General features: G+C 65.0%; 20 protein-coding genes. 2 read left to right on the top strand and 18 right to left on the bottom strand.

Annotated elements, in window-relative coordinates:
* Positions 1-43: 43 nt before the first annotated feature.
* From M2320_RS09360 to M2320_RS09335, 6 genes are all read right to left on the bottom strand, one after another.
* Positions 44-1,030 (bottom strand): peptidase U32 family protein, encoded by a 987-nt coding sequence (locus tag M2320_RS09360; RefSeq protein WP_264597041.1) that lies wholly within the window; start codon positions 1,028-1,030, stop codon positions 44-46.
* Positions 1,027-1,941 (bottom strand): peptidase U32 family protein, encoded by a 915-nt coding sequence (locus tag M2320_RS09355; protein ID WP_264597040.1) that lies wholly within the window; start codon positions 1,939-1,941, stop codon positions 1,027-1,029. Before M2320_RS09355 ends, M2320_RS09360 begins: the two co-directional genes overlap by 4 nt.
* 10 nt (positions 1,942-1,951) lie before the next feature.
* Positions 1,952-2,959, bottom strand: coding sequence for a peptidase U32 family protein (locus M2320_RS09350; RefSeq protein WP_264597039.1), 1,008 nt, complete (start codon positions 2,957-2,959; stop codon positions 1,952-1,954).
* 139 nt (positions 2,960-3,098) lie between these two features.
* On the bottom strand, positions 3,099-4,073 hold the full coding sequence (locus M2320_RS09345) for a LysR family transcriptional regulator (protein ID WP_264597038.1): 975 nt from the start codon (positions 4,071-4,073) through the stop codon (positions 3,099-3,101).
* Positions 4,070-5,533, bottom strand: a complete 1,464-nt coding sequence (locus tag M2320_RS09340; RefSeq protein WP_264597037.1) for an aminotransferase class I/II-fold pyridoxal phosphate-dependent enzyme — start codon at positions 5,531-5,533, stop codon at positions 4,070-4,072. Before M2320_RS09340 ends, M2320_RS09345 begins: the two co-directional genes overlap by 4 nt.
* Before the next feature lie 133 nt (positions 5,534-5,666).
* A complete protein-coding gene (locus M2320_RS09335) occupies positions 5,667-6,983 on the bottom strand; it encodes a sensor histidine kinase (protein ID WP_264597036.1) in 1,317 nt (438 codons plus the stop codon).
* A gap of 296 nt (positions 6,984-7,279) precedes the next feature.
* Between M2320_RS09335 and M2320_RS09330 the strand changes: the two genes are divergently transcribed.
* Entirely contained in the window at positions 7,280-8,428 is a 1,149-nt protein-coding gene (locus tag M2320_RS09330; RefSeq protein WP_184427723.1) for an efflux RND transporter periplasmic adaptor subunit, read from the top strand.
* 50 nt (positions 8,429-8,478) lie between these two features.
* Positions 8,479-11,607: a multidrug efflux RND transporter permease subunit gene (locus M2320_RS09325; protein ID WP_264597035.1), complete on the top strand. Its 3,129-nt coding sequence runs from the start codon at positions 8,479-8,481 to the stop codon at positions 11,605-11,607.
* An 18-nt stretch (positions 11,608-11,625) separates the two neighbouring features.
* On the opposite strand, the gene M2320_RS09320 is transcribed toward M2320_RS09325, so the two are convergent.
* From M2320_RS09320 to M2320_RS09265, 12 genes are all read right to left on the bottom strand, one after another.
* Entirely contained in the window at positions 11,626-12,669 is a 1,044-nt protein-coding gene (locus tag M2320_RS09320) for a sensor histidine kinase (RefSeq protein WP_264597034.1), read from the bottom strand.
* Entirely contained in the window at positions 12,666-13,088 is a 423-nt protein-coding gene (locus tag M2320_RS09315; protein ID WP_264597033.1) for an ATP-binding protein, read from the bottom strand. The genes M2320_RS09320 and M2320_RS09315 overlap by 4 nt, the downstream gene beginning before the upstream one ends.
* A gap of 10 nt (positions 13,089-13,098) precedes the next feature.
* Entirely contained in the window at positions 13,099-13,479 is a 381-nt protein-coding gene (locus M2320_RS09310; RefSeq protein WP_264597064.1) for a response regulator, read from the bottom strand.
* Between the two features lie 275 nt (positions 13,480-13,754).
* The gene (locus M2320_RS09305) at positions 13,755-14,954 is read right to left on the bottom strand and encodes a methyl-accepting chemotaxis protein (protein ID WP_264597032.1); all 1,200 of its coding nucleotides are present in this window, start codon (positions 14,952-14,954) and stop codon (positions 13,755-13,757) included.
* A 3-nt stretch (positions 14,955-14,957) separates the two neighbouring features.
* Positions 14,958-15,332 (bottom strand): response regulator, encoded by a 375-nt coding sequence (locus M2320_RS09300; RefSeq protein WP_184427729.1) that lies wholly within the window; start codon positions 15,330-15,332, stop codon positions 14,958-14,960.
* A 28-nt stretch (positions 15,333-15,360) separates the two neighbouring features.
* A complete protein-coding gene (locus tag M2320_RS09295; RefSeq protein ID WP_264597031.1) occupies positions 15,361-16,134 on the bottom strand; it encodes a ParA family protein in 774 nt (257 codons plus the stop codon).
* Between the two features lie 288 nt (positions 16,135-16,422).
* Complete coding sequence (locus M2320_RS09290; protein WP_264597030.1) at positions 16,423-18,987, bottom strand: chemotaxis protein CheA; 2,565 nt, start codon at positions 18,985-18,987, stop codon at positions 16,423-16,425.
* Positions 18,984-19,355, bottom strand: a complete 372-nt coding sequence (locus M2320_RS09285; protein WP_264597029.1) for a response regulator — start codon at positions 19,353-19,355, stop codon at positions 18,984-18,986. Before M2320_RS09285 ends, M2320_RS09290 begins: the two co-directional genes overlap by 4 nt.
* Entirely contained in the window at positions 19,352-20,221 is an 870-nt protein-coding gene (locus tag M2320_RS09280) for a CheR family methyltransferase (RefSeq protein ID WP_264597028.1), read from the bottom strand. The genes M2320_RS09285 and M2320_RS09280 overlap by 4 nt, the downstream gene beginning before the upstream one ends.
* Positions 20,222-20,225: 4 nt before the next feature.
* Positions 20,226-20,828, bottom strand: coding sequence for a HEAT repeat domain-containing protein (locus tag M2320_RS09275; protein ID WP_264597027.1), 603 nt, complete (start codon positions 20,826-20,828; stop codon positions 20,226-20,228).
* On the bottom strand, positions 20,818-21,915 hold the full coding sequence (cheB, locus tag M2320_RS09270) for a chemotaxis-specific protein-glutamate methyltransferase CheB (protein ID WP_264597026.1): 1,098 nt from the start codon (positions 21,913-21,915) through the stop codon (positions 20,818-20,820). The genes M2320_RS09275 and cheB overlap by 11 nt, the downstream gene beginning before the upstream one ends.
* A 116-nt stretch (positions 21,916-22,031) precedes the next feature.
* Positions 22,032-23,612 carry a chemotaxis protein CheW gene (locus M2320_RS09265; protein ID WP_264597025.1) on the bottom strand — a complete coding sequence of 527 codons (1,581 nt, stop codon included), beginning with the start codon at positions 23,610-23,612 and terminating at the stop codon, positions 22,032-22,034.
* Between the last annotated feature and the right edge of the window lie 6 nt (positions 23,613-23,618).

The following is a 23,618-nucleotide window of genomic DNA, read 5'->3' as shown; positions in this document are numbered from 1 at the left end:
CAAGACGGACTGCCACTTGTTTCAAACGCGGCGCGCAAAAAGTTCATTGGGCAACCGCCAGACTCGGCGCAGCGTCGGAATAATGCTCTGCGCGATCCATCAGGACATCCACACGCTTGCGCTTTTCGACGGTCCAGCGCCCCCGCAACGTGGCGAGTTCATCGACGTAAACAGACATATCCGTCTGGCCCGCCGCAATGCCGTCGAGCGCCTTGCGATAAAACCGGACGAGGTCTCGGATCATCGGAACCGGCCGTTCGCGCCCGGAAATTTTGAAACACTCCACGCCGAGTTCGACAAATGCCGGCAATTGCTCCAGCATCAGCCGCGCGTCACGCCGCAATTTCAGTTTGACGGGATCACCGTCCTCAGCCGCAAAATCCCAATTGGTCTGACAGACGCGATAACATTCCTTCGCACCCCGATTGGCGCTGCCGGAGGTCGCCTTGCCCTCGATATCAAGCCATTCGCGGAATTTCAGATAGCTCGACATGATGCATTTGCCCGGGCAGATTTTGCCGGTCTGCACCGTCTCGAACAAAAAGACTTCGAGGCCGATGCCGGAGACGCAGCGGGTCTCGGCAATTTCCGTTTCGCCCCAGCGATAGGGCAGGATGATCACGTCGGCGCCGATCTCGCGATAAAATTCCGCGTCCCAGGAATTGGTGACGCCGCTGCCGATACTGACATGGATCAGCGTGTCGGGAACAAGGCCCCGGATCAGCCTGATGGCGCCGGGATCGGTGACAATGAAACCCGAGGCGCCCCATCCCGCATAGAGCTGCACCTTTCGCGCGAAATCGTCCATTTCGAACGGGCTGGGAAAGGTGTTGAGCACGATGCGAACCTGCCGCCCGTTTTCGCGTGCGTAAAAAATGGCGGCGCGAATGTCCTCGTCCGTCATCTCGGATTCATAGGGCCGCCGGCTCCATCCGAGCGGCCCCACATAGACGATGTCCGCCCCCTCATCGACGGCGACCCTCGCCATTTCGAGCGTGCCGCCCGGCGCGAGAAGGGCGGGCGTTTTCATGTCCGCCCCACATAGCGGCGGCCCGCATCGCCAAAGTAATAGCCGTTGCAAAGGCCCATCTTCGCCAGCCCCGACAACTCCTCCAGCAGCGGCGCGACATCGCCTTCGGCCTCGCCGGCAAAGGCGCGCGTGAAAGCGTCGCGATAGATGCGCCCGACCTTGGCGATATATTCGGGACTCTCACCATGGCTCTGCACATAAAAGGCGTTGAGCTTCGCCGCGGCCAATCGGTCGACATGTTCGAGCATGCACAGATCGGCGCCGCTCAGCGTCATGCAACCCGTGTCCTTCAGCGACCAGTCGCCGGAGGAGCGCGTCAGCCAATGCTCCTGCGAGCATTTGAACTTGCAATCCTCGCCAGGCAGACCGCCGGAATTTTCGTGAATGAAACAGGTCTCCGCCACCACCAGCGGAATTTTGCCATGCACGGGAATGAGCACATCAATCGGCGTGTTGTCACGGATATAAATGGCCTCGTCGAGGCTCAGTTCGGGATTGGGATAGACCCGAGTGACCCCATAATCCTTGACGACCCGCGCGGTGGCGTCGGTATACAAATTGCCGAACACGCCAAGATGAATCGGCTTGGTGTTCCCCATCTCCTTGAGCATTTGCAGCAGGCCGAGATTGTGGACCTCAAAGCCGTCGAACGGCAGGGCGAGCGCCGTTTCGATCACCTTGCGCACGGTGGGCAAATCGTGATTGCTCGGCACAGCGAACAGCCGCAGATAGGCTTTCTTGCCGAGCTCATAGACCTGCGCCACGGCCTCCGCCAAAAACTCGGGATGGGCGCAGAAATTGTTGGGATAGCTCAGGCAGGAGAACTCGCCGAGATAGAGCGCGTCATAGGCGGAAAAATCCCCACGGCGAAGCTGCTGCGGCGACGCCACATTGGTGGAAAGCTCGAACATTTAGGAATCCTCAGATCACGACTTCGAAATTCTTCGCCGACACTTGCGCGCGCTCGACTCGCCGCGCCTCGCGTTCGGCTTCTCCGATCAGGCGGTTGTCGCGGATGCCGCGCTCGACCTTCCAGCGCTGGTGGAAGACGAGCAACTCGTCGCGGAAGCCCGAGAGATCGGGCCGGTCGCTCCCCTGAATCACGTCGAGCACACGTCGATAAAACCGCACGATGTCGCGCACCAAGAGATCGGAGCGGTCGCGTCCCGGCACTTTGAGGCAATCGACGCCCGCCGCCAGATAGGCCGGCAATTCGTCGAGCCACAAAGCGGGATTGGTCTTGATGGTCATGCCGTGGCGAATGAAGGAATCGTCCGGGCCAAAATCCCATTCGGTCTGGCACACGCGCAGACAATCGCCGCCCCGGCTGGCGCTGCCATAAAAATGATCTTTTCCCGTCTCGTCCAGCCAACGGCGGTAACTAAAATAGCTGGACATCATGCATTTGCCGGGACAGATTTTGCCGCCCGACGGGGTCTTGAACAGGAAGACCTCGATGCCGACGCCGGTCTTTTGTTTGATCTCGGCGATTTCCTCGACGGTCATGCGATAGGGCAGCACGACATGGGTCGCGCCATTGTCGCGCAGAAAACGCACATCCTCGAAATTGGTGACGCCGCAGCCGACGCTGGTGTGGACCGCAACCTTGGGAAGAAGTTTTTTGACCAGCCGCATGCAACCGACATCGCTGATCATGAACCCCTTGGCGCCCCAGCCCGCATATTGAACGATGCGCTCGATGAACATGGGGATTTCGGTGGAGCTCGGCAGCGTGTTGACGACGATGCGCACCTCGCGTCCGCGAGCGGCGGCGTCGTCGATCACATGACGGATTTCGTCATCGGACAATTCGTGTTCGGCGCCCCTGCGGCTCCAGCCGACCACGCCAACATAAACCGCGTCCGCGCCCTCATCGAGCACGAGACGGCACATGTCCCGGGTGCCACCCGGGGCCATCATCATGACCATTTGTAGTCCACTCCCTGGTCCGAACGCTGTTGTTTTGCCTCTTTGCGCGGGCGTCTGCGTTTCGGTTTCTTATGAACGGATGATAGGCGGCGGCTCGCGCCGGTGTAAATCTATGGGCGCCATTGGACTTCCCAATAGCTCAGCCCAACTCCGCCAATTCCGCCGCGCGCGTCATGAAGCGCGGCATGGGCAGGATGTGCGGCAAGGGCGTCGCCGCCCCCGCCTCGCGAAGCGCGTCGAGAAAAGTCTTGTAGGGATCGATGCGCAAACTCTGCGCGGGGACCAGCGCAACAGTCTGGCGGGCCGGAAGATTGGTCGCATAGAGGTCCACACCCTCCAAACTGCGCCCATCCTCATGCACGGCCAGCGCGGGCGCGACGCACACGCCGAGCCCCGCGCGGACAAAACTCAAGGCGACATCATAACTGCGGCATTGCGCGACCTGCCGATGGCCCGGCAGCATCTGGTGACGCCAGTTTTCGAGCCGCCGCGACCATTGCGAGGCAAAGGCGAAATTGATGCAGCTCTTCAAAAGCTCGCGCTTGTCCGGCGCGAGATCGGCGAGATCGGCGAGCTCGGAGAGTCCAAGCCCGGCGGGCGTCACCAGCACATAGGGATCGGTGATCACCGGGACTTCCTTGAAGGACACATTGCTCTTGGGCAGCGAGCCCACGGCGACCAGACCGATGTTGATCTGGCGCGCATAGAGCAGGTCCAGCACCTCCGTCGGCGCGAGTTCGTGAATGTCGAACTCGACCTCCGGCAGACTCTCGCGCAATCGCAAAATCGCCGAAGGCGCCACGGCGCGCACGATGGAATTGATGCCGGCGAGCCGGATCACGCCGCGCTTGCCCGAGGCGAATTCGCGCAACTGTTCCTCAGCGCCCTCGACCTCGCTGAGAATGTGCAGCGCGCGGCGCAACAAAAATTCGCCGGCGACCGTCAACTCCATCTGGTTCAGGGTGCGCTCGAACAGTTTTGTGCCGACCTTTTCCTCCAGGCTCGACAATTGCTGCGACAGCGTCGGCTGCGTCAGTCCGATCTGCTTGGCCGCCTGCGTCAGCGTCTTGGATTGGGCGATGGCGCAAAAAATGCGCAACTGATGCAGGTTCATGCGAGCGCCGGCTCCGGCGCGCGCAAGTGCAGCCCGACGCCCCCGGCGGCGTCGGTGTGGCGCTGCAACCAGGCCAGCGTCTCGACGACCCGCTCATTCTGCTCCGGCGTCCCCACGCTGACCCGAATGCAGGCCGGCAGCCCAATGGCCTCCAGCGATTTGACGCGCACGCCCGATTTTTTCAGCTCGGCGGCGATGGCCACGCCGTCGCCGACATCGATCATGACGAAATTGGCGTCCGAATTTTTCACAAAAGCCAGCCCAAGCTCCGCCAAGTCAGCGCAAAGTTTTTCGCGCGCGGACACGTTGAGCGCGGCGGAACGCGCGACATGGTCGTAATCCTCGAGCGCGGCGAGCGCCGCGCCCTGCGCGATGCTGCTGGTATTAAACCTCTGCCGGAACCCGTCGATCCGCTTCGCCAAATCAGGCGGCGCCAGCGCATAGCCAATGCGCAAACCGGCCATGCCAAAAGCCTTGGAGAACGTGCGCACCACCACCACGGAGCGCCCCGCGCGCACGGTCGCCAGCGAATCAGGAAAATCATCTGCAGACGCGTAATCGCAATAGGCTTCGTCGAGGCACAGCACGGCGTGGGGCGGCAAACGTTCGAGCAAACGGGCGAAGGCGAGCTTGCCAAACACGCGCCCCGTGGGATTGTTGGGATTTCCAAGCACAACAAGACCCGTGTCGGGCGAAATCCGCTCGGCGATGGCGTCGAGATCGTAATCATGCTCGACCAGAGGAACCAGGATTTCGCGGGCGCCGACGCGGCGGACCATGGCGCGGTAAGTCGGAAAGGACGGCCAGCCGATGATCGCTTCCTTTCCGGGCGCCAGAATCGCGCGCGCGGTCATCTCCAAGATTTCGGTGGAGCCGTTGCCGAGAACAATGGTTTGCGGTCCAACCCCAAAGCGGCGCGCCAAAGCGTTGCGCAGAGCGTCGCCGGGGCCGTCGGGATAGAGATGCGCGCCCGCCGCCGCCGCGACCACCGCCTCGACCACAAGCGGCGAGGGACCATAGGGATTTTCATTCGCGGAGACGTCAACGGTCAGCGCAACGTCTTGCCCGTAATGCGCGCGGATCGACGCCAACAGCGCCGGATGCGGATCGGCCAGGGCCCGCGCGGTTTTCACCCGCGCCAGCGCGTCGTCCAATGAAAACCCCATGTGCTCGTGCAAATAGCAAAGCGTCATCGCAGGCGACCGCGAAACGCCGGCAAAACAGTGGACGAGCACGCGCCGTCCGGCATCGACCTGTGTCTTGATAAAATGGGTGGCGGCGCGAATGTCGTCCCCCGAAAGCGCCTGCCGATCGACCAGCTCGATCGCCGCATGAGGCAAGGGAAGCGGCGCCTCCAGTCGCGTCAGGCTGAGCACCGCGCCGATCCCGTTGCGCCGCAACGCCTCGCCTTCGGCCTCGGACGCATCGCCGATCGCCACCCTCTCCGTCACGAAATCCATGCGCTTCCACCCCTGGCCTGAGTTCGGCCGATTTTTTTGTGGGGGGCAGTCTGACAGTTCGAGGCGTGGGCGCGCTTTGTCATGCGTCAAAGGCGGGGGCTTGCGGAGGCGGCCTGCGATCCCCCTCTCAAGGTCAAGTGGGCTTCCGCTTTGGCGCGAAATCGAGTCGGGCGGTCACGCCGGTCTCCTTGCGCGTCCAGTCGAAGGCGGCGTGGTGGATTTCGGCGATCCGGCCGACGATCTGCAAGCCCAGGCCCCGCCCGGAGGCGGGTTGGCCGGTCGGAGACTTGCCCCCGCCGTCGTCGATCACGGCGAGCGCCGCGCCCGGCCCGACCTCGACGCGGATCTCGGCGCCGGCCGGCGCATGGCGCACGGCATTCTCGACCAGATTGCGCAGCGCGTTTTCGACCAAAGCGGGATGGCCGAGGAAGGGCGTGGCGCCCCTGTCGGCGAAAGAGATGCTTTTCCCGGCGCGATAGACCAGATCGGCGAGATCGCTGACCACCTGTCCCGCCAGCGCCGCCGGTTCGATCTTTTCCAGCACCGCGAGCGGCGCGGCTTCGACCCGCGCCAGATCGGTCAATTGTTCGACCAGATGGTTGAGCGCGTTCAAATCCTCCTCGACCTTTCGCGCGCGAGGATCGGCGATTTTCTCCAATTCGAGCCGGGCGACGGCGAGCGGCGTGCGCACTTCATGGGAGATCGCGGAGGTCAAAAGTTTTTGCGAGCGCATAAGCTCGGCGGCGCGCGAAAAGGCCGCGTTGACGGCTTGGGTGAATTCAGCGATTTCCCGCGGCATGTCGGCGGTCGGCAGCTGCGCCGTCTCGGCGCGCGGATCGAGCCGCGCGACTTTCCGCGCGGCCTCCTGGACCGGACGCAGGCTCTGCGCCACCGAAAAGATCGTCGCGCCCAGCACGAACACCAGCATCAGACTCATCGGCAGCAGCATGTGGTCGTAGACCTCATGGCGGAACACGCGGGCCATCACGCCGTCGCGGTCGTCGACGATGGCGATTTCGATCATCACCGGCTCCGGCTGCTCGACCACGACCCGCCCGCCGCCAACCTCCAGCTTTTCGCCGGGCTTGACCTGACGCATCCAGAACATCAGCGGCGTGACGTCGATCGGCGGAAACAGCGTCTCGCAGGCGCCGGGGCAATTCGAATAAAGCTGAGCGCCGGCGGCCGTGCGCACCCGGACGACATAGCCGCTGTTGGCGCCGCCATAGCGGTCGCGCAGGTCCGGGGGCAGATGAAAGGCGGCGCGGCCGTTGTCGACGGACACGCCCTGCGCCAGAGCCTCGGTCTCCATTTCAATGGCGTAGCGTTCCAGCGTCTGGTCGTCGGACCAATATTCCCAAAAAACGCCCGCCAATTGCGCAAGCATGGCCAAAGCCGCGAAAAAGGCGATGCGCCGCACCACGAGGCCGACCAGGGACGGACGGCTCAAGGCGAAATCCCGCCACGCGCGCGAAAACCGTGAGGACCGATCATCCGCCCCAAATTTCGTCCCCTCCTCGTCGCCAGCGCGACCTCTTTCGCGCGCAATCATCGCATGAACCGGGCCCTGGCGCAGCCAAGACCGCGCGGGGCCGTTCGGCTTGACCAAGGTCGAACCTTGCATCATTCTGGATTACTGACAGGGAAACGACAGGTTTTCCACCGCACCCTCATCCAAAAGTCGGAGTCTCCGCCCATTTCGGCGACGCCGCGCCGGCTGAATATAGAGGAGCGATGTTGAATCATATGAATAAGGAAGCGAAGGGTCGAAGTCTTTGGGCGGCGCTGGCGATGGCCGCCGCCCTGTCCCCCCTTGGCGCGCGCGCCAATGAGGCCGCAGACGCCCCGCCCCTGGTGGGCGTGGTCACGGTCGAGCGCAAGGAAATCCTGATGACCAAGGACGCCCCCGGCCGCATCACGCCGATGCGCATCGCCGAGGTGCGCCCGCGCGTGTCCGGCATCGTGCTGGAGCGCACGTTCGAGCAGGGCGGCGTCGTCGAAAAGGGCGCGGTGCTCTACCGGATCGACCCCACGCCGTTCCAGATCGACCTCGACAGCGCCCGCGCGGCGCTGGCCAAGGCGGAGGCCACTTTGTTCCAGGCCTCGCGCCAGGAAGATCGCCTCAAGGCGCTGCTCAACGGCCAGACCACCACGCAAGCCCAATATGACCTCGCTTTGGCCGCCGAGCGCCAGGCCGAGGCCGATGTGATGTCGCAGAAAGCCGCGGTCCGTCGCGCCGAAGTCAATCTCGAATACGCCACCATCCGCGCGCCGATCACCGGGCGCATCGGCCGCGCCCTGGTCACCGAAGGCGCGCTCGCCTCGGAAAACCAGCCGGCCCCCTTCGCCACCATCCAGCAGCTCGATCCGATCTATGCGGACTTCACCCAATCGGTCGCTGAAATGGACGCGCTCAAGGAAGAGATGGAGCGCGGCGGGTTCAAGCCGAAGGGCGATCACGTCCGCACCCGCCTGATCCTGGAAAATGGCAAGACCTATCCGCTGGAAGGCAAATTGCTGTTTTCCGACATCACCGTCGATCCCGGCACCAACCAGGTGACTTTGCGCGCCCAATTCCCCAATCCGGAGGCGCTGCTGCTGCCGGGCGCCTATGTGCGCGTGCAGATCGAAGAGGGGCTTCGCGCCAACACGATCACCGTGCCGCGCCAGGCGATCCAGCGCAACAATGCCGGCGGCGCCGAGGTGTTCGTCGTCAACGACCAGGGCCGCGCCGTGCTGCAACCGGTCCGGCTCGGGCGCACGCTCGGCGACCAGGTCGTCGTCGACGAAGGCTTGCATCCCGGCAATCGGGTGGTCGTCGAAGGGTTCCAGAAATTCATGTCCGGGGGGCGCGTCGATCCGCGTCCGGCCGCGCTCGGCCGCACGGAAGGCTGAGCGCGGAAAACCGCCCAGTTTCGACATAAACCTTTTCGGAGCCTGACCGCATGCCCGCGTTTTTCATCGCGCGACCCGTCTTCGCCTGGGTCATCGCGATCTTCATCTGTCTCGGCGGCATTCTCGCCCTGCCCTTCCTGCCGGTGTCGCAATACCCCATCGTGGCGCCGCCCTCGATCTCGATTTCGACCTCCTATCCCGGCGCCTCGACGCAGGACCTCTATTATTCCGTCACCCGCCTGATCGAGGAGGAGCTTTCGGGCGCGGCGAACCTGCTGAATTTTGAATCGACCGGCGACACCACCGGCGAGGTCGAGATCAACGTCGACTTCAAGCCGGGAACCGATCTGGCGCTCGCCGCCGTCGACGTGCAGAACCGCATCAAGCGCATCGAACAGCGCCTGCCCCCGGCCGTGCAGCAGCAGGGCATCGCCATTCTCGAAGCCTCCACGGCCATCCTGCAATTCGTCACGCTGACCTCGCCGGACGGCTCACTGGACGAGATCGGCCTCGGCGACGTCGCCACCCGCTACGTGCTGCCGGAGCTGCGCCGCGTCGACGGCGTCGGCCGCGTGCGGCTGTTCTCGACCGAGCGCGCCATGCGCGTCTGGCTCGATCCCGACAAGATGCGCGGCTATGCGCTGACCGCCGAGGACATCACCTCCGCGATTCGCGCGCAAAACGCCCTGGTCTCCTCGGGCATGCTGGCGCAGCCGCCGAGCCCCTCGGCCGAGCGCACGCAAAATATGGTCCTGGTCAAAGGCCAGCTCGAATCGCCGGAAGAATTCGGCGCCATCGTGCTGCGCGCCAATCTCAACGGCGCCGCCGTGCGGCTGCGCGATGTCGCGCGCATCGAAGTCGGCGGCCTGACCTATGCCTTTTCGACGCGCCTCAACGGCAAGCCCGCCGCGGCCATCGCCGTGCAATTGGCCCCGACCGGCAATGCATTGGCCACCAGCGCCGCCGTACGCGCCAAAATGGCCGAGCTCGAGCAATATTTCCCCCCGGGCGTGAAGGCGGAAGTCTCTTATGACGTGACGCCCGTGGTGAAGGCCTCGGTGAAGAAAGTGCTGATGACGCTGGCCGAAGCGGTCGTGCTCGTCTTCCTGGTGATGTTCCTGTTCCTGCAGAATTTCCGCTACACGCTGATCCCGACCATTGTCGTGCCTATCGCGCTGCTCGGCACCTGCGGCGCGCTCTATGCGCTGGGCCTGTCGATCAACGTGCTGACCATGTTCGGCATGGTGCTGGCGATCGGCATTCTCGTCGACGACGCCATCGTCGTGGTGGAAAACGTCGAGCGCATCATGGCCAAGGAAGGGCTTTCGCCGCGCGAAGCCACGGTCAAGGCGATGGAGCAGATCACCGGCGCGGTGATCGGCGTCACCATGGTGTTGATGGCGGTGTTCGTCCCCATGGCCTTTTTTCCCGGCTCCGTCGGCATCATGTACCAGCAGTTTTCGGCCGCCATGGTGGTGTCGATCGGTTTTTCGGCATTTTTGGCGCTGACGCTGACGCCGGCGCTCTGCGCCACGCTGCTCAAACCGCTCGACGCCGACCATCACGAGAAGAAGGGATTTTTTGGCGTCTTCAACCGGGGCTTCGATTGGCTGACCGACCGCTATGCCGGCGTGACCCGCTGGGCGGTGGGCCGGCGCCGCTCCTTCATCGCCTTCTATCTCGTCATCGTCGCGGCCATGGGCTACGGCCTGTGGAAGGCGCCGTCCGGCTTCGTGCCGGTCGACGACCAGGGCTATGTTATGGCCGACGTGCTGCTGCCCTCGGACGCCAGCGCGACCCGCACGCTCGACGTGGTCAAGCAGGTGGAGGCGCGCCTGCTGAAAGAGCCCGCCGTGGAGTCCGTGACCTTCATCACCGGCTATAGTTTCTTCGGCCAGGGCTCGATGACGGCGCAGGCGTTCATCACGCTGAAAGACTGGTCGCAGCGCGGCCCCAACGATTCGGCGGACGCCATTATCGCGCGCGCAAATCCCTATCTCGCGCGCATTGCCGACGCGCAGACCTCGCTGCTCGCCCCGCCGCCGATCCCCAATCTCGGCAACACCTCCGGCTTCTCGTTCCGCCTGCAGGATCGCGGGCAGCGCGGCTATGAGGCGCTGATGGCGGCCAAGGACAAGCTGATCGCGGAGTCCGAGCAATCCCAGGTGATCGAAAAGATCGTCGAGGAAGGCCTGCCGGGCGCGCCGCTGGTGCGCGTCGACATCGACCGCGAAAAAGCCGGCGCGCTCGGCGTGTCCTTCACCGACGTGAACGACGTCATCTCCACCCATCTCGGCTCGATCTATGTCAACGATTTCATCAATCGCGGACGCACGCAGCGCGTGGTGGTGCAGGCCGACGAAGAGAAACGCATCCACGCCGAGGACATCCTGACCTATAGCGTGCGCAACAAGGCCGGCGAGATGGTGCCGCTGTCGGCCTTCGCCCGGGTGGAATGGCGGGTCGGGCCGACGCAGATCGTCGGCTTCAACGGCTATCCCTCCGTGCGCCTGACCGGCGAGCCCAAGCCCGGCTTCACCAGCGGCGACGCCATCGCCGAAATGGAGCGGCTGATGGCGACGCTGCCCAGCGGTTTCGGTTACGACTGGACCGGACAGTCGCTGCAGGAAAAGCTCGCGGGCTCGCAGGCCGCCTTCTTGCTCGGGCTGTCGGTGCTGTTCGTGTTCCTGTGCCTGGCCGCGCTCTACGAAAGCTGGGCGATCCCGTTCTCGGTCATGCTGGCGGCGCCGCTCGGCATTCTCGGATGCGTGGTCGCCGGCTACCTCGCCGGTCTGCCCAACGACGTCTATTTCACCGTGGGCCTGATCACCATCATCGGGCTCTCCGCGAAAAACGCCATCCTGATCATCGAATTCGCCCGGGATTTGCGGGCGCAAGGCCTGACGCTGGTGGCGGCGACGATCGAGGCGGCGCGGCTGCGCTTCCGGCCGATCATCATGACCTCGCTCGCCTTCATCCTCGGCGTGGTGCCGCTGATGATCGCGACGGGCGCCAGCGCCAAGAGCCAGCAGGCGCTGGGAACCGGCGTGTTCGGCGGCATGGTCTCGGCGACGATCCTGACGGTGTTTTTCGTGCCCGTCTTCTTCGTCGCGGTGATGTCCTTCTTCGTGCGGCGCAAGGAGCGCGGCGCCGAAAAGGCGACGGCGACGGCGCCGTGATGATGGAGGAGCGGCGGCTCACACGGTTTCGACGGCGCAGTCGGATTTGTCGATCGGCAGGTAGATCGAAACCGTGGTCCCCTCGCGGGGTTTCGAGGCGATGGTGAGCTGACCGCAAAAACTCTTGACGATGCCGCCGACCACCGCGAGCCCCATGCCCGACCCTTCGCCGGGCGGCTTCCCGGAAAAGAACGGGATGGCGGCGCGGGCCAGCGTGTCCCGGTCCATGCCGTCGCCGTCGTCGGCGACGGCGAGCCGGAGCGCCGGCTGCAGGGGGGGCGCGGCCGCGCCCTCCTCCGTCACCGGGAAGCGCCAGGCCGTGCGCGTCACCGAAATATCGATGCGTCTGGCATGCGCCTGCTGCGCGTTCTGCATGAGGTTGAGCAGGATTTGCGTCAGCTCTTCCTCGACGATCACCACGCGGGAGCGATCGTCCTCGATGGCGACCGTCAGCGCCGGCCAGAGCAGCGAGACGGAGGTGACGAAATCGAGACTCTTTCGGACCGCGGCGCCGAAAGCCGTCAGTTTCAACTCCGGCTCGGCATAACGGCCGTAGGCGAGCAGATTGCGCAGCACGCCGGAGGCGCGCGCCGAGCAGCCCGAAATGATTTCGAGATTTTCGCGCTCCGGCGCATCTTCGGCCATGTCCATCAGCGACAATTCGCAGAGGCCGACGACCGGCTGCAGCAGATTGCTGATCTCGTGGGCCATGCCGCCGATCAGCTGCCCGAGCGTCTCCAGACGCTGCCGCGCGCGTTCGCTATAGGCGCGCGCGCGGTCGTAATGAACGACGTCGACGCGCGCCTGGTGGAAGACGGTGGAGGACACCATGAAGGCGGACAGACACGCCGAGGTGCGGCGGATCGTCTCGGCGTCGCAGACGACGCCGCGCTCGACCAGACCGAGCAAGGCCGCCTCGTGCAGGCCGGCCATTTCCTCGAGACGCCGGCCCTCCTCGATCGCATCGCGGGCGATATCCTCGATTTCGGCGAGGAACAGCTCCTCGCCAGTGGCGACATAGGCGCCGACGCAGCTGACATATTGGGTGAGCAGCGATCTCATGCGCGGTCGGTTTCAAACAGCGCCGCGACCAAAGTTTTTCCCGGCCGCGTGTCGATGGTCAAGGACTTCGCCAGCCGGTTGACGGCGGGCAGGCCCAGCCCCTGCCCGCCATTGGTGGAAAACCCCACGGCGAGCGCGGCGGAAACATCGGAAAAGCCCGGTCCGGCGTCCTCGACTTCGATCAGGATCTGGTCGCGGTCGACAAGGTGGCGCGTCCCGACCCGGACCTCCCCCGCGCCGGCGTGCACGCAGGCGTTTTTCGCCAGTTCCGAGACGATGGTGACGACACGCGCTTCGTCCACCGCGCCCAGGCGGAGGGCGCGGGCCGCCGCGCGCACGGTTTTTCGCGCGGTAAGAATGTCCTCGCGCCGCGCCAGCGGCACAGCGGCTTCGATGGGCGGCGGCGCATGGGCGGTCACGGAACTCTCCTCAGGGGGCGGCGGTCGTCGCCTGATCGACCGTATCCTGCACGCTGGTCAAAAGCTCCTGGACGCCCACCGGCTTCATGACGACGCGATCGGCGCCAGCCGCCTTGGCTTCGTCGAGCGACGAGGCCTGCGTCATGCCCGGCGCGCCCCCGGTGATGGCCACGACCGGCAGGCGCGGGTGGCGCTGCCGCACGGCGCGGATCAAGCTCAATCCGTCGCGACCTGGCATCCAGAGATCGGTGACGAGCACATCGGGCGTGCAGCGCCGCATCACCTCTTCAGCTTCGTCGGCGGAGGCGCATTCGGTCACGGTGTGGCCGCCGCGCTCCAGAAATTTTCGCAGGGTCAAGCGAACAACGTCGATGTCATCGACGACCAGCACGGCGGACAAGGTCCCCTCCTTCATTCCGAATGACTTCGTCTCTCGCGCCCGTGAGCTGAACTCCCGTTCATCCCACGCGCGCGCATTTGTTTGACGCCGAATGCTTGCAGAATGAAAGCTGTTCAAAAAGAAACCGTAAGCAAACCCTTGCGCAATTTATCGTCTTGCCCCGCTAGAGCGCGTTCGGTGAACTCCCGTTCACCGAGCACGCTCTAGTTCTTTGTTTTGACGCATTTTCTTCACGCGAACCGGCATCCACTTCGCTCGAAAATGCTCTAAAACAGTTCAATCTCGGCAAAACTGCCGGAGGCGCGGGGCGCGGCGGGCCCGTCCTGCGCAATGGCCGCGCGCAAGGCTTCGGCGCCCGGCATGTCGCGCCGCGACGCCAGAGCCTCGCTCAACGCGGCGACGTCCTCCCGCGCCTTGGAAAAGAACATTTCGACATGCCTGATCCGCTGCTGGGCGACGTCCTGGAACTGGATCGAACCGAGCAATTGCAGCACCGGCGAAACCATGCGGTTGCTTTCGACCTGCACTTTGCCCAGCGTGTCGCGCTGATGGGCCACAAGACGCTCCATCTGCGCGGTCAGATCGGAGATCGAATCGGCGATAAGCGCGAGTTCGCGCTGTTCGTCGCCGAGGCGCTCGCTGACCAGAACGGAGAACTGGTCGCGAATGGACTCACGCAATTTCTCGAGGCCCTGGCCGACCTGGTGCGCCGTGCGGTTGGAGGCGTCCGAGAGGTGCTTGACCTCGCTGGCGACCACGGCGAATCCGGCGCCGTGCTCGCCGGCATGCGACGCCTCGATGGCGGCGTTGAGGGCGAGAAGCCTTGTCTGGCTGGCGATTCCCCGGATGCCGTCGATCTCGTGGCTCAGGTCGTCGGTCATCTTGTCGATGGCGGCGATCCGCATCCGCCAGGAGTCGATGTCCCGATCGCGGCGCGCGATGAAATCGCCGATCAGGCGACGATTTTGCATGAGCTGCCGGTCGGTGTTTTCGACGATCGCCATCACCTTTTCATTGGTCGACGACGTCTCCAGAAAGCTGAGGACGTCGCCGATCGACGCCTCCATGGTCTTGAGATCCGTGATGATCCGCCCCGCCGCATCGCTGGCGTCGTCGACCACGGAAGAGGTGTAGAAAGCGGCGCGCTGAAACGTCTGGTCATAGGCGTCCAGATGTTCGAGAACCTGCGCGGACCGCTCCGCCTCCACGGCGGCCGGGGCGGACACTGGCGGAGCCGCCTGCGGCGCGGCCTCTTGCCGGATCGGTTCGGCGCGCTCCGCTGCGGGGGCGGCGCGACGGAAGGGAATGGCGGCCAGCGCCGAGGCGATGGCCGCGGTCAGCCCGAGCGTCAGCGAAAGCCCCATGGGCAGTCCGGCGAGCGCGCCCACGGCCGCCACCGGCAGCCCCGCCGCCAAGGGCGGGAGGGGCTTCCAGAGATGGGCGGCGTCGAGGACGGCGGCGGCCATGGCTCAGAGACCCGGAACGAGCTGGCGCACGACCTTCACCAGATTTTCGGGATCGACCGGCTTGACGATCCATCCGGTGGCGCCTGCGGCCTTGGCCTCGTTGCGCTTGTCCTGCTGCGATTCCGTGGTCAGCATCAGAATGGGGGCGAATCTCATATGGGCGAGCTTGCGGGCTTCGCGGATCAGCTCGATGCCGTTCATCTTGCCCATGTTGAGATCGGTGATCATCATGCGCGCCTTGAGGCCCTGGGACAGCCGGCTCAACGCCTGCTCGCCGCTGTCGGCCTTTTCGACATTGACGCCGATTTTCTTCAGGACCGATTCGATGCTCATCAACATCGTCGGCGAATCGTCCACGATCAATATGGTCTCGGCCATTGCACTCTCCGCCGCCGACAAGGAACGGTCATACATCACCCCGCAGCGCTAAATTTTCAATTAAGTGATCCATCAATACCTTATAATCCTGCACACCCCTACTTGACGGAGCGTAATAACAAGCCGGAACCCGCGCGGAAAAGCTTTCCGCAAGCTGTATATCCATCCGGATCGCCGGCAGAAGTTTTTCCGGGCCGAGTTCCCGGGCGATTTCTTCGATCACGGCGCGATGATGGCGGATGCGCTCGTTGATCATCACCGGCAGGACGCCGATCATGTCGAGATCGGGCTTCACCGTCGTGGCGATGCGATAAAAGATCCGCAGCAATTGCCTGACCCCTTCCGCGGAGAGCGCATGGGGCACGATCGGCGCCAGCGCCGCATCCGCGGCCGCCAGCGCGTTCACGAGCAGCGGATCGTAGGCGGGCGGCGTGTCGAGCACGACCGCGCGAAACCGATCGGCAATCGCCGGCGCGCGGATGAGCCGGTCGAGCGCGCGGACATCGCAATGCGGATTCGCCCCCTCGAAGGCGCGGTCGGCCGGCAGCACATGGACATGCTCGGCCACCGAAGCGATGAGCGCGGCGTCGAGGTCCAGGGTCTCGCCGGAGAACAGGGCGTGGACCGTCTTGGCGCGATCATGCGCGACGACCCCCAGACCGAGGCCCGCGTGGCCCTGGCTGTCGAGATCGATCAGCAGCGTCGGAATCTTGCGCCGGCCCAGCTCCGCCGCCAGATTGACCGCCGTCGTCGTCTTGCCGCAGCCGCCCTTGCGATTGCAGATCGCCAGAACCCACGTCATCGGTGTCTCCTGCGCTCGCCCGCCCGAGGACGGGCGGCGGGCCGTCCGCCAAAGGCGCTCCGAAGCTGCGTCTCAGCGCGGCGGCCAGCGGCCCCGCCTTCGGCAGCGCGACGATCCTGGGCTGGAGCGCCATCAGGGTCTGGAACAGAGCGGCGTGCATCGACTCGCAGGACTCGAGCGACACGGTCGCGCCTTCGGTCTCGCCGAGGAACTGGCCAAGCGGCAAAGCCTCCTCCACCGTGCAATGCCCTTCGAAGCGCACCACCTTGTTATCGAACCTCAGGCCCATCAGATCAACTCCTTCAGGTCGAGGATGAGCAGCACGCGCCCGTCGCCGAGCAAAGTGGTGCCGGAAAAACCGCGCGCCCCGGCGACAATGCCCTCGAACGGTTTGACGATCACATCCATGCCGACGCGGAAATCGTCGATGACGACGCCAACCGTCTGGCCGTTGACGCGGCAGACCAGCACGGCCTCGGCGTCGTGCTTGAGCGGACGCGCGGGCTCGCGCAGGCGGTCGGCGAGCCGCACCAGCGGGATCAGCCGGTCGCGCAGAATAAAAGCCTCGGCGTTCTGAATCCTGTGGATATGCGCGCGCTCGACCCGCACCGTTTCGACGATCAGCTCCATGGGCACGCCATAGAGACCGGACGCCGCCTCGATGATCATGATTCGCGTCACCACCATGCTGAGCGGCAGCACGAGGCGGGTGCTCGATCCCTCGCCGACCCGCGACGACACGGTGACGCGCCCGCCGAGTTTCTCGACCGCCGTGCGCACCACATCCATGCCGACGCCGCGTCCGGAAAGATCGGAGACCTGCGCGGCGGTGGAGAAGCCCGGACGAAAGATGAGATTGATCGCCTCCTGCTCGCTCAGGCGGTCGGCCTCGGCTTGCGAGATCACCCCCTTCTTCACGGCCGAAGCGGCGATCTTCGCGGGATCGATGCCTCGCCCGTCGTCGCACACCTCGATCACCACGCTTTCCGCATCCTGCCACGCCTTGAGCGTGATGGTCGCCCGGGCGTGCTTGCCCGCGGCGGCGCGATCCTCCGGCGCCTCGACGCCATGATCGAGCGAATTGCGCACGATATGCAGCAGCGGGTCGTTGAGCGCCTCGATGATGTTCTTGTCGGCGGAAGTGTCGCCGCCCTCGATGACGAGGTCGATGTCCTTGGCGAGCTTGCGAGAGAGATCGCGCACCAGGCGGGGAAAGCGGTCGAACACGTCGGAGATCGGCAGCATGCGCACCTGCATGATCGCCGCCTGCATCTCCTGCGACAGCCGGTCGATCACCGCATATTGCTCCTTGATCTCGCGCGACATTTCGCGCGAGCCAAACACCTCTTCGGCGCGCTTGGCGAGGAAGGGCAGACTGTTCTTCGACACGATCAGTTCGCCGATGAGATTCATCAGCGTGTCGACCTTGGCCTGATCGACGCGCAGCATCCGCGACGCCGCCTTTTTGGTCTCGGCGTGCGGATCGGCGGCGCGCTCGGGCGGCGGCGGCGCGACGGCCGAGGGCATGGGCGCGGACGCGAACGCAGGCGCGTCGGCGCCCTTCGGTCCGCCCGGCCCCGGCTCGAACGCGTGGTCGAGAAAGGCGAGCGCCGGAACAAAACTTTGCTCGGCCGCGCAACGCTCGCAGGCGGCCGAAAATTCCTGGCCCAGATCGTCGCGCGCCAGCGCCGCCAGCACATTGTCGACGACGCTGCGGAGACCGGCCAGGACGGAGGCGGAAAAGGCGCGATGGGCGAGATTGCGTTTCTGCGCCGCGATGATTTGGCGCGCGCAAGCGACAGTTGAATCGCCCGCCGCCGCTTCCGCTTGCGAGGGCGGCAGATAAATCCCCCTGCCGACCGCCGCGATCAGCGCGCGCGCCAGCGCGAGATCTGGAGCTGCGCCGCCAGCGACGACTTCGAGCCACCGCAGCGCGCAAGCCGAGGCGAGCCCGGCGCCGACAATGGCCCGCAGGGTTTTCGCGCGCGCCGCCAACAGCGGCAGATTGCCCTCGTCGAGCAGCCGCCGCGCGTCCTCGGCGAAATCGGCGCAAACCGGCGGCGCCGCGGCTTCGCCCGTGATCGCCACGAGGTCGCGGGGATCGACCTCGGCCAGCGCGACCTGCGCCCGCTCATAGCGAAAATGATGCTCGAGCTCCGCCTCGGCCGCGACGGTCACAATCTGGAAGCGCAGGTTGCAGACGTAAGGATCATAGTCGGCGGCCGGAAACGGCGCCGCTGGCGCGATCGCCGTCGCCAAAACCTCGGGCGTCTCCAGCGCCAGCGCCAGCGGATCGGTGCCGCAGAAGAAGCAATTGTCCGCCGGGATGTAATCGATCAGACGGACCGCCGCGCCCTCCGCCGCTGCGCGAAACGCCTGGATCCGCTCGGCTTCGGAAAAGACGGCGAGCGCCGCGGCGTCGACGCGCGCCGCCGGCGCGGCGACCCCGGCCGGCGCGGCCTTGTCCTCACGGCCGCCGAAGCGGCGCAGGCTGTCGACCATCGCATTGGACACGCCGTCGGCATTGTCGGGAAGGCCCGCTTGCGCTTCGAGGCAATCGACCCATTTGTCGACCTGGTCGAGGGCGGAGAGCAGCGCGTCGATCAACTCGGCGTCGATAGCGAGTTCGTCGGAGCGGACCGCGCCCAGCAAATCTTCGGCGACATGGACCAGGCGGGTGAGCGCGGGAACGGCGAACAGGCCCGACGAGCCCTTCAGCGTGTGAACCGCGCGAAAAACCTCGTTGACCACGTCATGATCGCCGGGGGTGCGCTCCAGCTTGAGCAGGCCGGTCGATGAGGACTCGATCAGATCCCGGGCTTCCGGGATGAAGCGTTCGAGCAGGGTTTTCATGGACGCGATCCCGTGAGCAGGCGCGCCGTCAGCGTGAGGTCGCGGGGATCGGCGGGTTTGACGATGTAATAATTGGCGCCGCAATCGAAGGCCTTGGCCTCGTCCTGCGCGCCCGCTTCCGTCGTCACCATGACCACGGGCAGGCCGAGCAGATCGGGATTGCCGCGCAACTCGCGCGTCATCGCATAGCCGTCCATCTTCGGCATGTTGATGTCGACAATGGCGAGGTCGTAGCGGTCGAGCAGCGCGCGCTCCAGACCCTCCAGACCGTTGGCGGCCTCGTCGACGCAAAAGCCGGCGCTCTCCAGCGTGCTGCGGTAAAAGGCGCGCGCGGTGGCGCTGTCCTCGACCACCAGAACCTTCTTCATGCTCCGCTCCCAACCTTCTGGTAGACGATCGTGTCCGCGAACTTGCGCGGCCTGAACAAGGAGGAGATCCGGGCCATGCTCTCGGAATGGCCGAGGCAGATGAAGCCGCCCGGGTTCAGGCATTCGTAGAGCAGCTCCACGGATTCGCGCCGCGAGACATCGTCGAAATAGATGAGCAGGTTGCGGCAGAAGATGACGTCCATGCCCCGGAACCGCGTCATATTGGCGGGGTCGACGATGTTGGCGACATCGAAGTCGATGGAATCGCGCAATTCCTCGCGGATGCGGAACTGATCGTCGCCGAGCGCCGTGAAATATTTGGAGCGCAGCGTCGCCGACAGCCGCTGCAGCGAGCGATGGCCGTAAATGCCGCGCCGCGCCTGGGCGACCACGCGCGTGTCAATATCGGAGGCGTGAATCTCGATGTCGAAATCGTCCGCCCGCTTCCAGTTTTCCAGCAGGTGAATGGCGATGGAATAAGGCTCCTCGCCGGTCGAGCAGGGCGTCGACCAAATCCTGACCGCGCTTCCCTTCCTGCGATCGCGGGTGATCTCCGGCAACATGCCCTGCACCATCGCGTCGAACTGATAGTCCTCACGAAAGAAATAGGTCTCGTTGACCGTCATGCTGTTGACGAGCTGCTGCCATTCGTCGCCCGAACTCTGGAAGCGCACGATGGCGAAATATTCGCGAAACGTCTCGCAGCCGGTCGCCTGAATGCGCTCGACCAGGCGGCGCTCGACGAAATAGGCCTTCTTGTCGGTGAAGACGATGCCGGTCTTGCGGTAGAAAAATTCGAAGAATTTCTCGTAATCCTGCGGCGTGATCGGGGCGATCTCGGGAAGCTTGCGCTGAGGCATGTTCATGATCTCACCCCTTCAGGCGGTTGAGCGCCGCCGTCGCGGCAAAGGCGACGAAGGGTTCGGGAAAGCGGCGCGGCAGCTCGGCGATCGCCGCGGTCATCGAGGCATCGCCGATCTCCATCAGGCCGTCGAGCGCGGCCATGCAGACATTGACATGGGGATCGCGGGCGATCAGCCGCGCCAACAGTTTTGGCGCCCGAGGGTGAGCGAGGGTGCTCAGGATATTGGCGACGAAGATGCGCACGTCATTGTCGGGGTCGCCGAGCAGCCGCTCCAGCACCGGCTGCACGTCGTCCGGCATGTCCTGGAGCGCCTCCTTCACTTCGCTGCGCAGCGCCGCGTTTTCGCTGCGCAGATGCCCCACGAGTCCGGCGGCGACCGCCGGCGATTTCATCCGCACCAGCGAGGTGAGAATGGCGGCGCGCACGCTGGCGTCCGACTCCTCGCCGAGCCTTTCGCACAAAAGACCAATGTGCTCTGGCTTGTCGCGCAGGTGTTGCGCCGCGCGGCGGCGGGTCGCTGCGTCAGCGCCTGAGACGAGGTCGCGCGCGGGGTCCGACCCCGAGGGCTCCTGCGCGCATTCGACTGTCTTGCGGGCTCTAACGAGCATTGACGCGTCCTCCCCGCTCCCGCGCGACCCCGAGCCAGGCGTTGAGCTGGCCGGCGATGGCGTCGCATGGCAGAATGAGCGAGGCGCCGCCGCGCGCGATCAGTTCGGCGGGCATGCCGAACACGACGCTGGAGGCCTCGTCCTGGGCGATGGTCAGGCCGCCGCGCTTTTTCACATTCGCCATGGCGGCGGCGCCGTCGTGGCCCATGCCGGTGAGCTGCACGCCGATCAGCCGGTTGGCGGGCGCGACCTCGAGCGCGCTCTCGACCAGACGCTCCACGCTCGGGTGCCAGATGTGGTCGCGGCTGGCGGGCACCGGCGTCGCCGAATAGCCGGAGCCGCGCCGGGTGACGAGCAGGTCGGCGTCGCCTCTGGCGAGATAGACCCGCCCCGGCTCCACCGGGGTTTGCCGCGCGACCTCCATGACCTCGAGATCGCAAATGTCGTTCATGCGGCGCGCGAACACGCCGGTGAAGGACGCCGGCATGTGCTGGGCGACGATGATCGGCCAGGGAAAAGTCTTCGGCAGGCGCGGCAGAATATCTTCAAGCGCGCCGGGGCCGCCGGTGGAGACGCCGACCAGCACCAGGCCGGGCGCGCCGACCGCGAGGCTCGCGGATGAAGCGGGAGCGGCGGCGCGGGTCCGGTCCTGCGCCTGGACGATGCGGCTGCGCAACCCCAGGGCGCGACGGGGTTTTGCGCGCGCGGCGGCTCTGATCTTCGAAATCAGTTCGCGCTCGATCACCTCGATGGACAGCGAAATGGTGCCGTCGGGCTTTTGCACATAATCGACCGCGCCGAGGCTCAGCGCCTGAAGCGTGGCTTCGGCGCCCTCCTGCGTCAGCGACGACACCATCACCACCGGCTTGGGATTGGCGGTCATGATGCGCGATAAACAGGTCAATCCGTCCATCACCGGCATGTTGATGTCGAGCGTGACGACATCGAATTCCGCTTCCTCGAGCGCGGCGAGCGCCTCGGCGCCGTTGCGAACGGCGCGGGGCGAAAAACCGCCGGCGGACTCCAGCAATTGCGTCAGGTGTTTGCGCATCAGGGCGGAGTCATCGACGACGAGAACTTTGATCATGGAAAGACCGCGATGTGAGGGTGGCGCCGGCCGCGCGGAACAGGCGCGGCCGGCATCGGGTTTTGCGCATGATCTCGTCCAAGAGCCGGCGCCGCCTTTGGGGATCATGCGCTCGATCAGTGCATGCTGGACTGCATGACCCGGAGTTCGTCGGCGTTGAGCAATTGCACCACGTCGAGCAGCAGGATCATCCGCTTCTCCTTTTCGAGATTGGCGACCTTGCGGATGATGCGCCGCTGTTCCTCGGACAATTCGGGCGCGGGCGCGATGGCGCTGAGCGGAATCCGGCGCACCTCGGAGACGAAGTCGACGATGAATCCGGTCTTCACCCCGTCAAGCGTGAACACCATGATGCGCTGGCGGTCGTTGCGCTCGACGCCTTCCATGCGGAAGCGACGGCGCTGGTCGACGACCGGCAGCACCGCGCCGCGCAGGTTGATCACGCCTTCGATGAAATCGGGCGTGTTGGGGATGCGCGTCAGCTCCGGCGGCACGCGCACGATCTCCTGCACCGCATCAATGCGCACGCCATATTCCTCGCCCTTGAGCCGGAACACGACGAATTGCTCTTCGTCCACGGCGTCGGTCGATGTCACCGCCGCGAGATGGCTGGCGCTCATGTCTTCGTCTCCGCTCTGGCGCAACTTGTCGATTTCCGCGCGATCGAACATGGAGTCCGCCGAGAGGACGGAGACCAGCCGCCGCCCCTCGTCGAGACGGCAGATCGAGGCGATATTGTCGCCCCTGCCCCGCAACAGTTCCGGAACCTCCTCGACCTCGTCGCGCTTGACGCGCAACACGGCGCGGATCGAGTCCATCACCACGCCGACGGACGCGTCGCCGCTGTCGTCGAGCGCGATGACGACGACCTTGTTGGCCTCCGTCAGCGGCTCCTGGCGCATGCCGAAAAAGGCGCGCAGCGACACCAGCGGCAGCAGCCGGTTGCGCAGCGTGATCACGCCGAGAATATGGCCCGCCGTGTTGGGAACTTCGGTGATGTGATCGGGCAATTGCACGATCTCCTTCACCATCTCGATGGGGAAGGCATATTCCTGGCCCGCCACTTCGAAACTGACGAGCTGGTCCTCCTCGGCGTCGGCGGCTTCGCTCCCGGCCTCCCGGGTTTCCGCGGCCTGTGCGCTGTCATGGCTGGCGCTGGCCGCGCGGTCGAGCCGCCCGACAAATTCGTTCCCGACGATCTGGCGAGAGTTGAGGATGATCACCATCGACCGTCCGTCGGTCTCCTTGATCATGCCGGAGACAAAATCCACATCGATCGAAGAACGGATGGTCGAGGCCTGTTCGATCCTGTCGGGCTCGACGGTGACGACATTGGCCATGCGGTCGACGATCAGGCCGACCGGACGTTCATGGTTGAGGACGACGACGCGGGTGCTGTCGTCGTTGAGCACGGCGGGAAAGCCGAAGACCTGGCGGAGATTGAGCACCGGCAGCACGTTTCCGCGCAAATTGGCCAGCCCCTCCAGCGAGACCGGGCTGAGCGGCATGCGCACGACCTCGGGGACGCGGATGATCTCCTGCACCTCGGAAAGGGAAACGCCGAAGCGCTCCCCCTCGACGTGGAAGATCACGAACTGCCTGGCGTCGGCGGCGCTTGCCTCTTCCCGTTCGCGCGCGGCCTGCTCGGGCGCGAATTCCGCCTTGAGCGTTTCGAGCGCTTCTGCAACAGCGGACATGATGAC

The organism is Rhodoblastus acidophilus (genome assembly GCF_025961575.1).
In the GTDB taxonomy this organism is placed as follows: Bacteria; Pseudomonadota; Alphaproteobacteria; order Rhizobiales; family Beijerinckiaceae; genus Rhodoblastus; species Rhodoblastus acidophilus_C.
Note: the sequence above shows the minus strand (reverse complement) of the source record. Positions and strands in the feature narration are given on the sequence as shown.

Coding starts and splice junctions, on each gene's coding strand:
- M2320_RS09340 (WP_264597037.1), bottom strand. CDS start 5,533: ATGGATTTCGTGACGGAGAGGGTGGCGATCGGCGATGCGTCCGAGGCC.
- M2320_RS09330 (WP_184427723.1), top strand. CDS start 7,280: ATGAATAAGGAAGCGAAGGGTCGAAGTCTTTGGGCGGCGCTGGCGATG.
- M2320_RS09360 (WP_264597041.1), bottom strand. CDS start 1,030: ATGAAAACGCCCGCCCTTCTCGCGCCGGGCGGCACGCTCGAAATGGCG.
- M2320_RS09325 (WP_264597035.1), top strand. CDS start 8,479: ATGCCCGCGTTTTTCATCGCGCGACCCGTCTTCGCCTGGGTCATCGCG.
- M2320_RS09295 (WP_264597031.1), bottom strand. CDS start 16,134: ATGACGTGGGTTCTGGCGATCTGCAATCGCAAGGGCGGCTGCGGCAAG.
- M2320_RS09265 (WP_264597025.1), bottom strand. CDS start 23,612: ATGTCCGCTGTTGCAGAAGCGCTCGAAACGCTCAAGGCGGAATTCGCG.
- M2320_RS09280 (WP_264597028.1), bottom strand. CDS start 20,221: ATGAACATGCCTCAGCGCAAGCTTCCCGAGATCGCCCCGATCACGCCG.
- M2320_RS09305 (WP_264597032.1), bottom strand. CDS start 14,954: ATGGCCGCCGCCGTCCTCGACGCCGCCCATCTCTGGAAGCCCCTCCCG.
- M2320_RS09275 (WP_264597027.1), bottom strand. CDS start 20,828: ATGCTCGTTAGAGCCCGCAAGACAGTCGAATGCGCGCAGGAGCCCTCG.
- M2320_RS09290 (WP_264597030.1), bottom strand. CDS start 18,987: ATGAAAACCCTGCTCGAACGCTTCATCCCGGAAGCCCGGGATCTGATC.
- M2320_RS09345 (WP_264597038.1), bottom strand. CDS start 4,073: ATGAACCTGCATCAGTTGCGCATTTTTTGCGCCATCGCCCAATCCAAG.
- M2320_RS09355 (WP_264597040.1), bottom strand. CDS start 1,941: ATGTTCGAGCTTTCCACCAATGTGGCGTCGCCGCAGCAGCTTCGCCGT.
- cheB (WP_264597026.1), bottom strand. CDS start 21,915: ATGATCAAAGTTCTCGTCGTCGATGACTCCGCCCTGATGCGCAAACAC.
- M2320_RS09320 (WP_264597034.1), bottom strand. CDS start 12,669: ATGAGATCGCTGCTCACCCAATATGTCAGCTGCGTCGGCGCCTATGTC.
- M2320_RS09300 (WP_184427729.1), bottom strand. CDS start 15,332: ATGGCCGAGACCATATTGATCGTGGACGATTCGCCGACGATGTTGATG.
- M2320_RS09350 (WP_264597039.1), bottom strand. CDS start 2,959: ATGGTCATGATGATGGCCCCGGGTGGCACCCGGGACATGTGCCGTCTC.
- M2320_RS09285 (WP_264597029.1), bottom strand. CDS start 19,355: ATGAAGAAGGTTCTGGTGGTCGAGGACAGCGCCACCGCGCGCGCCTTT.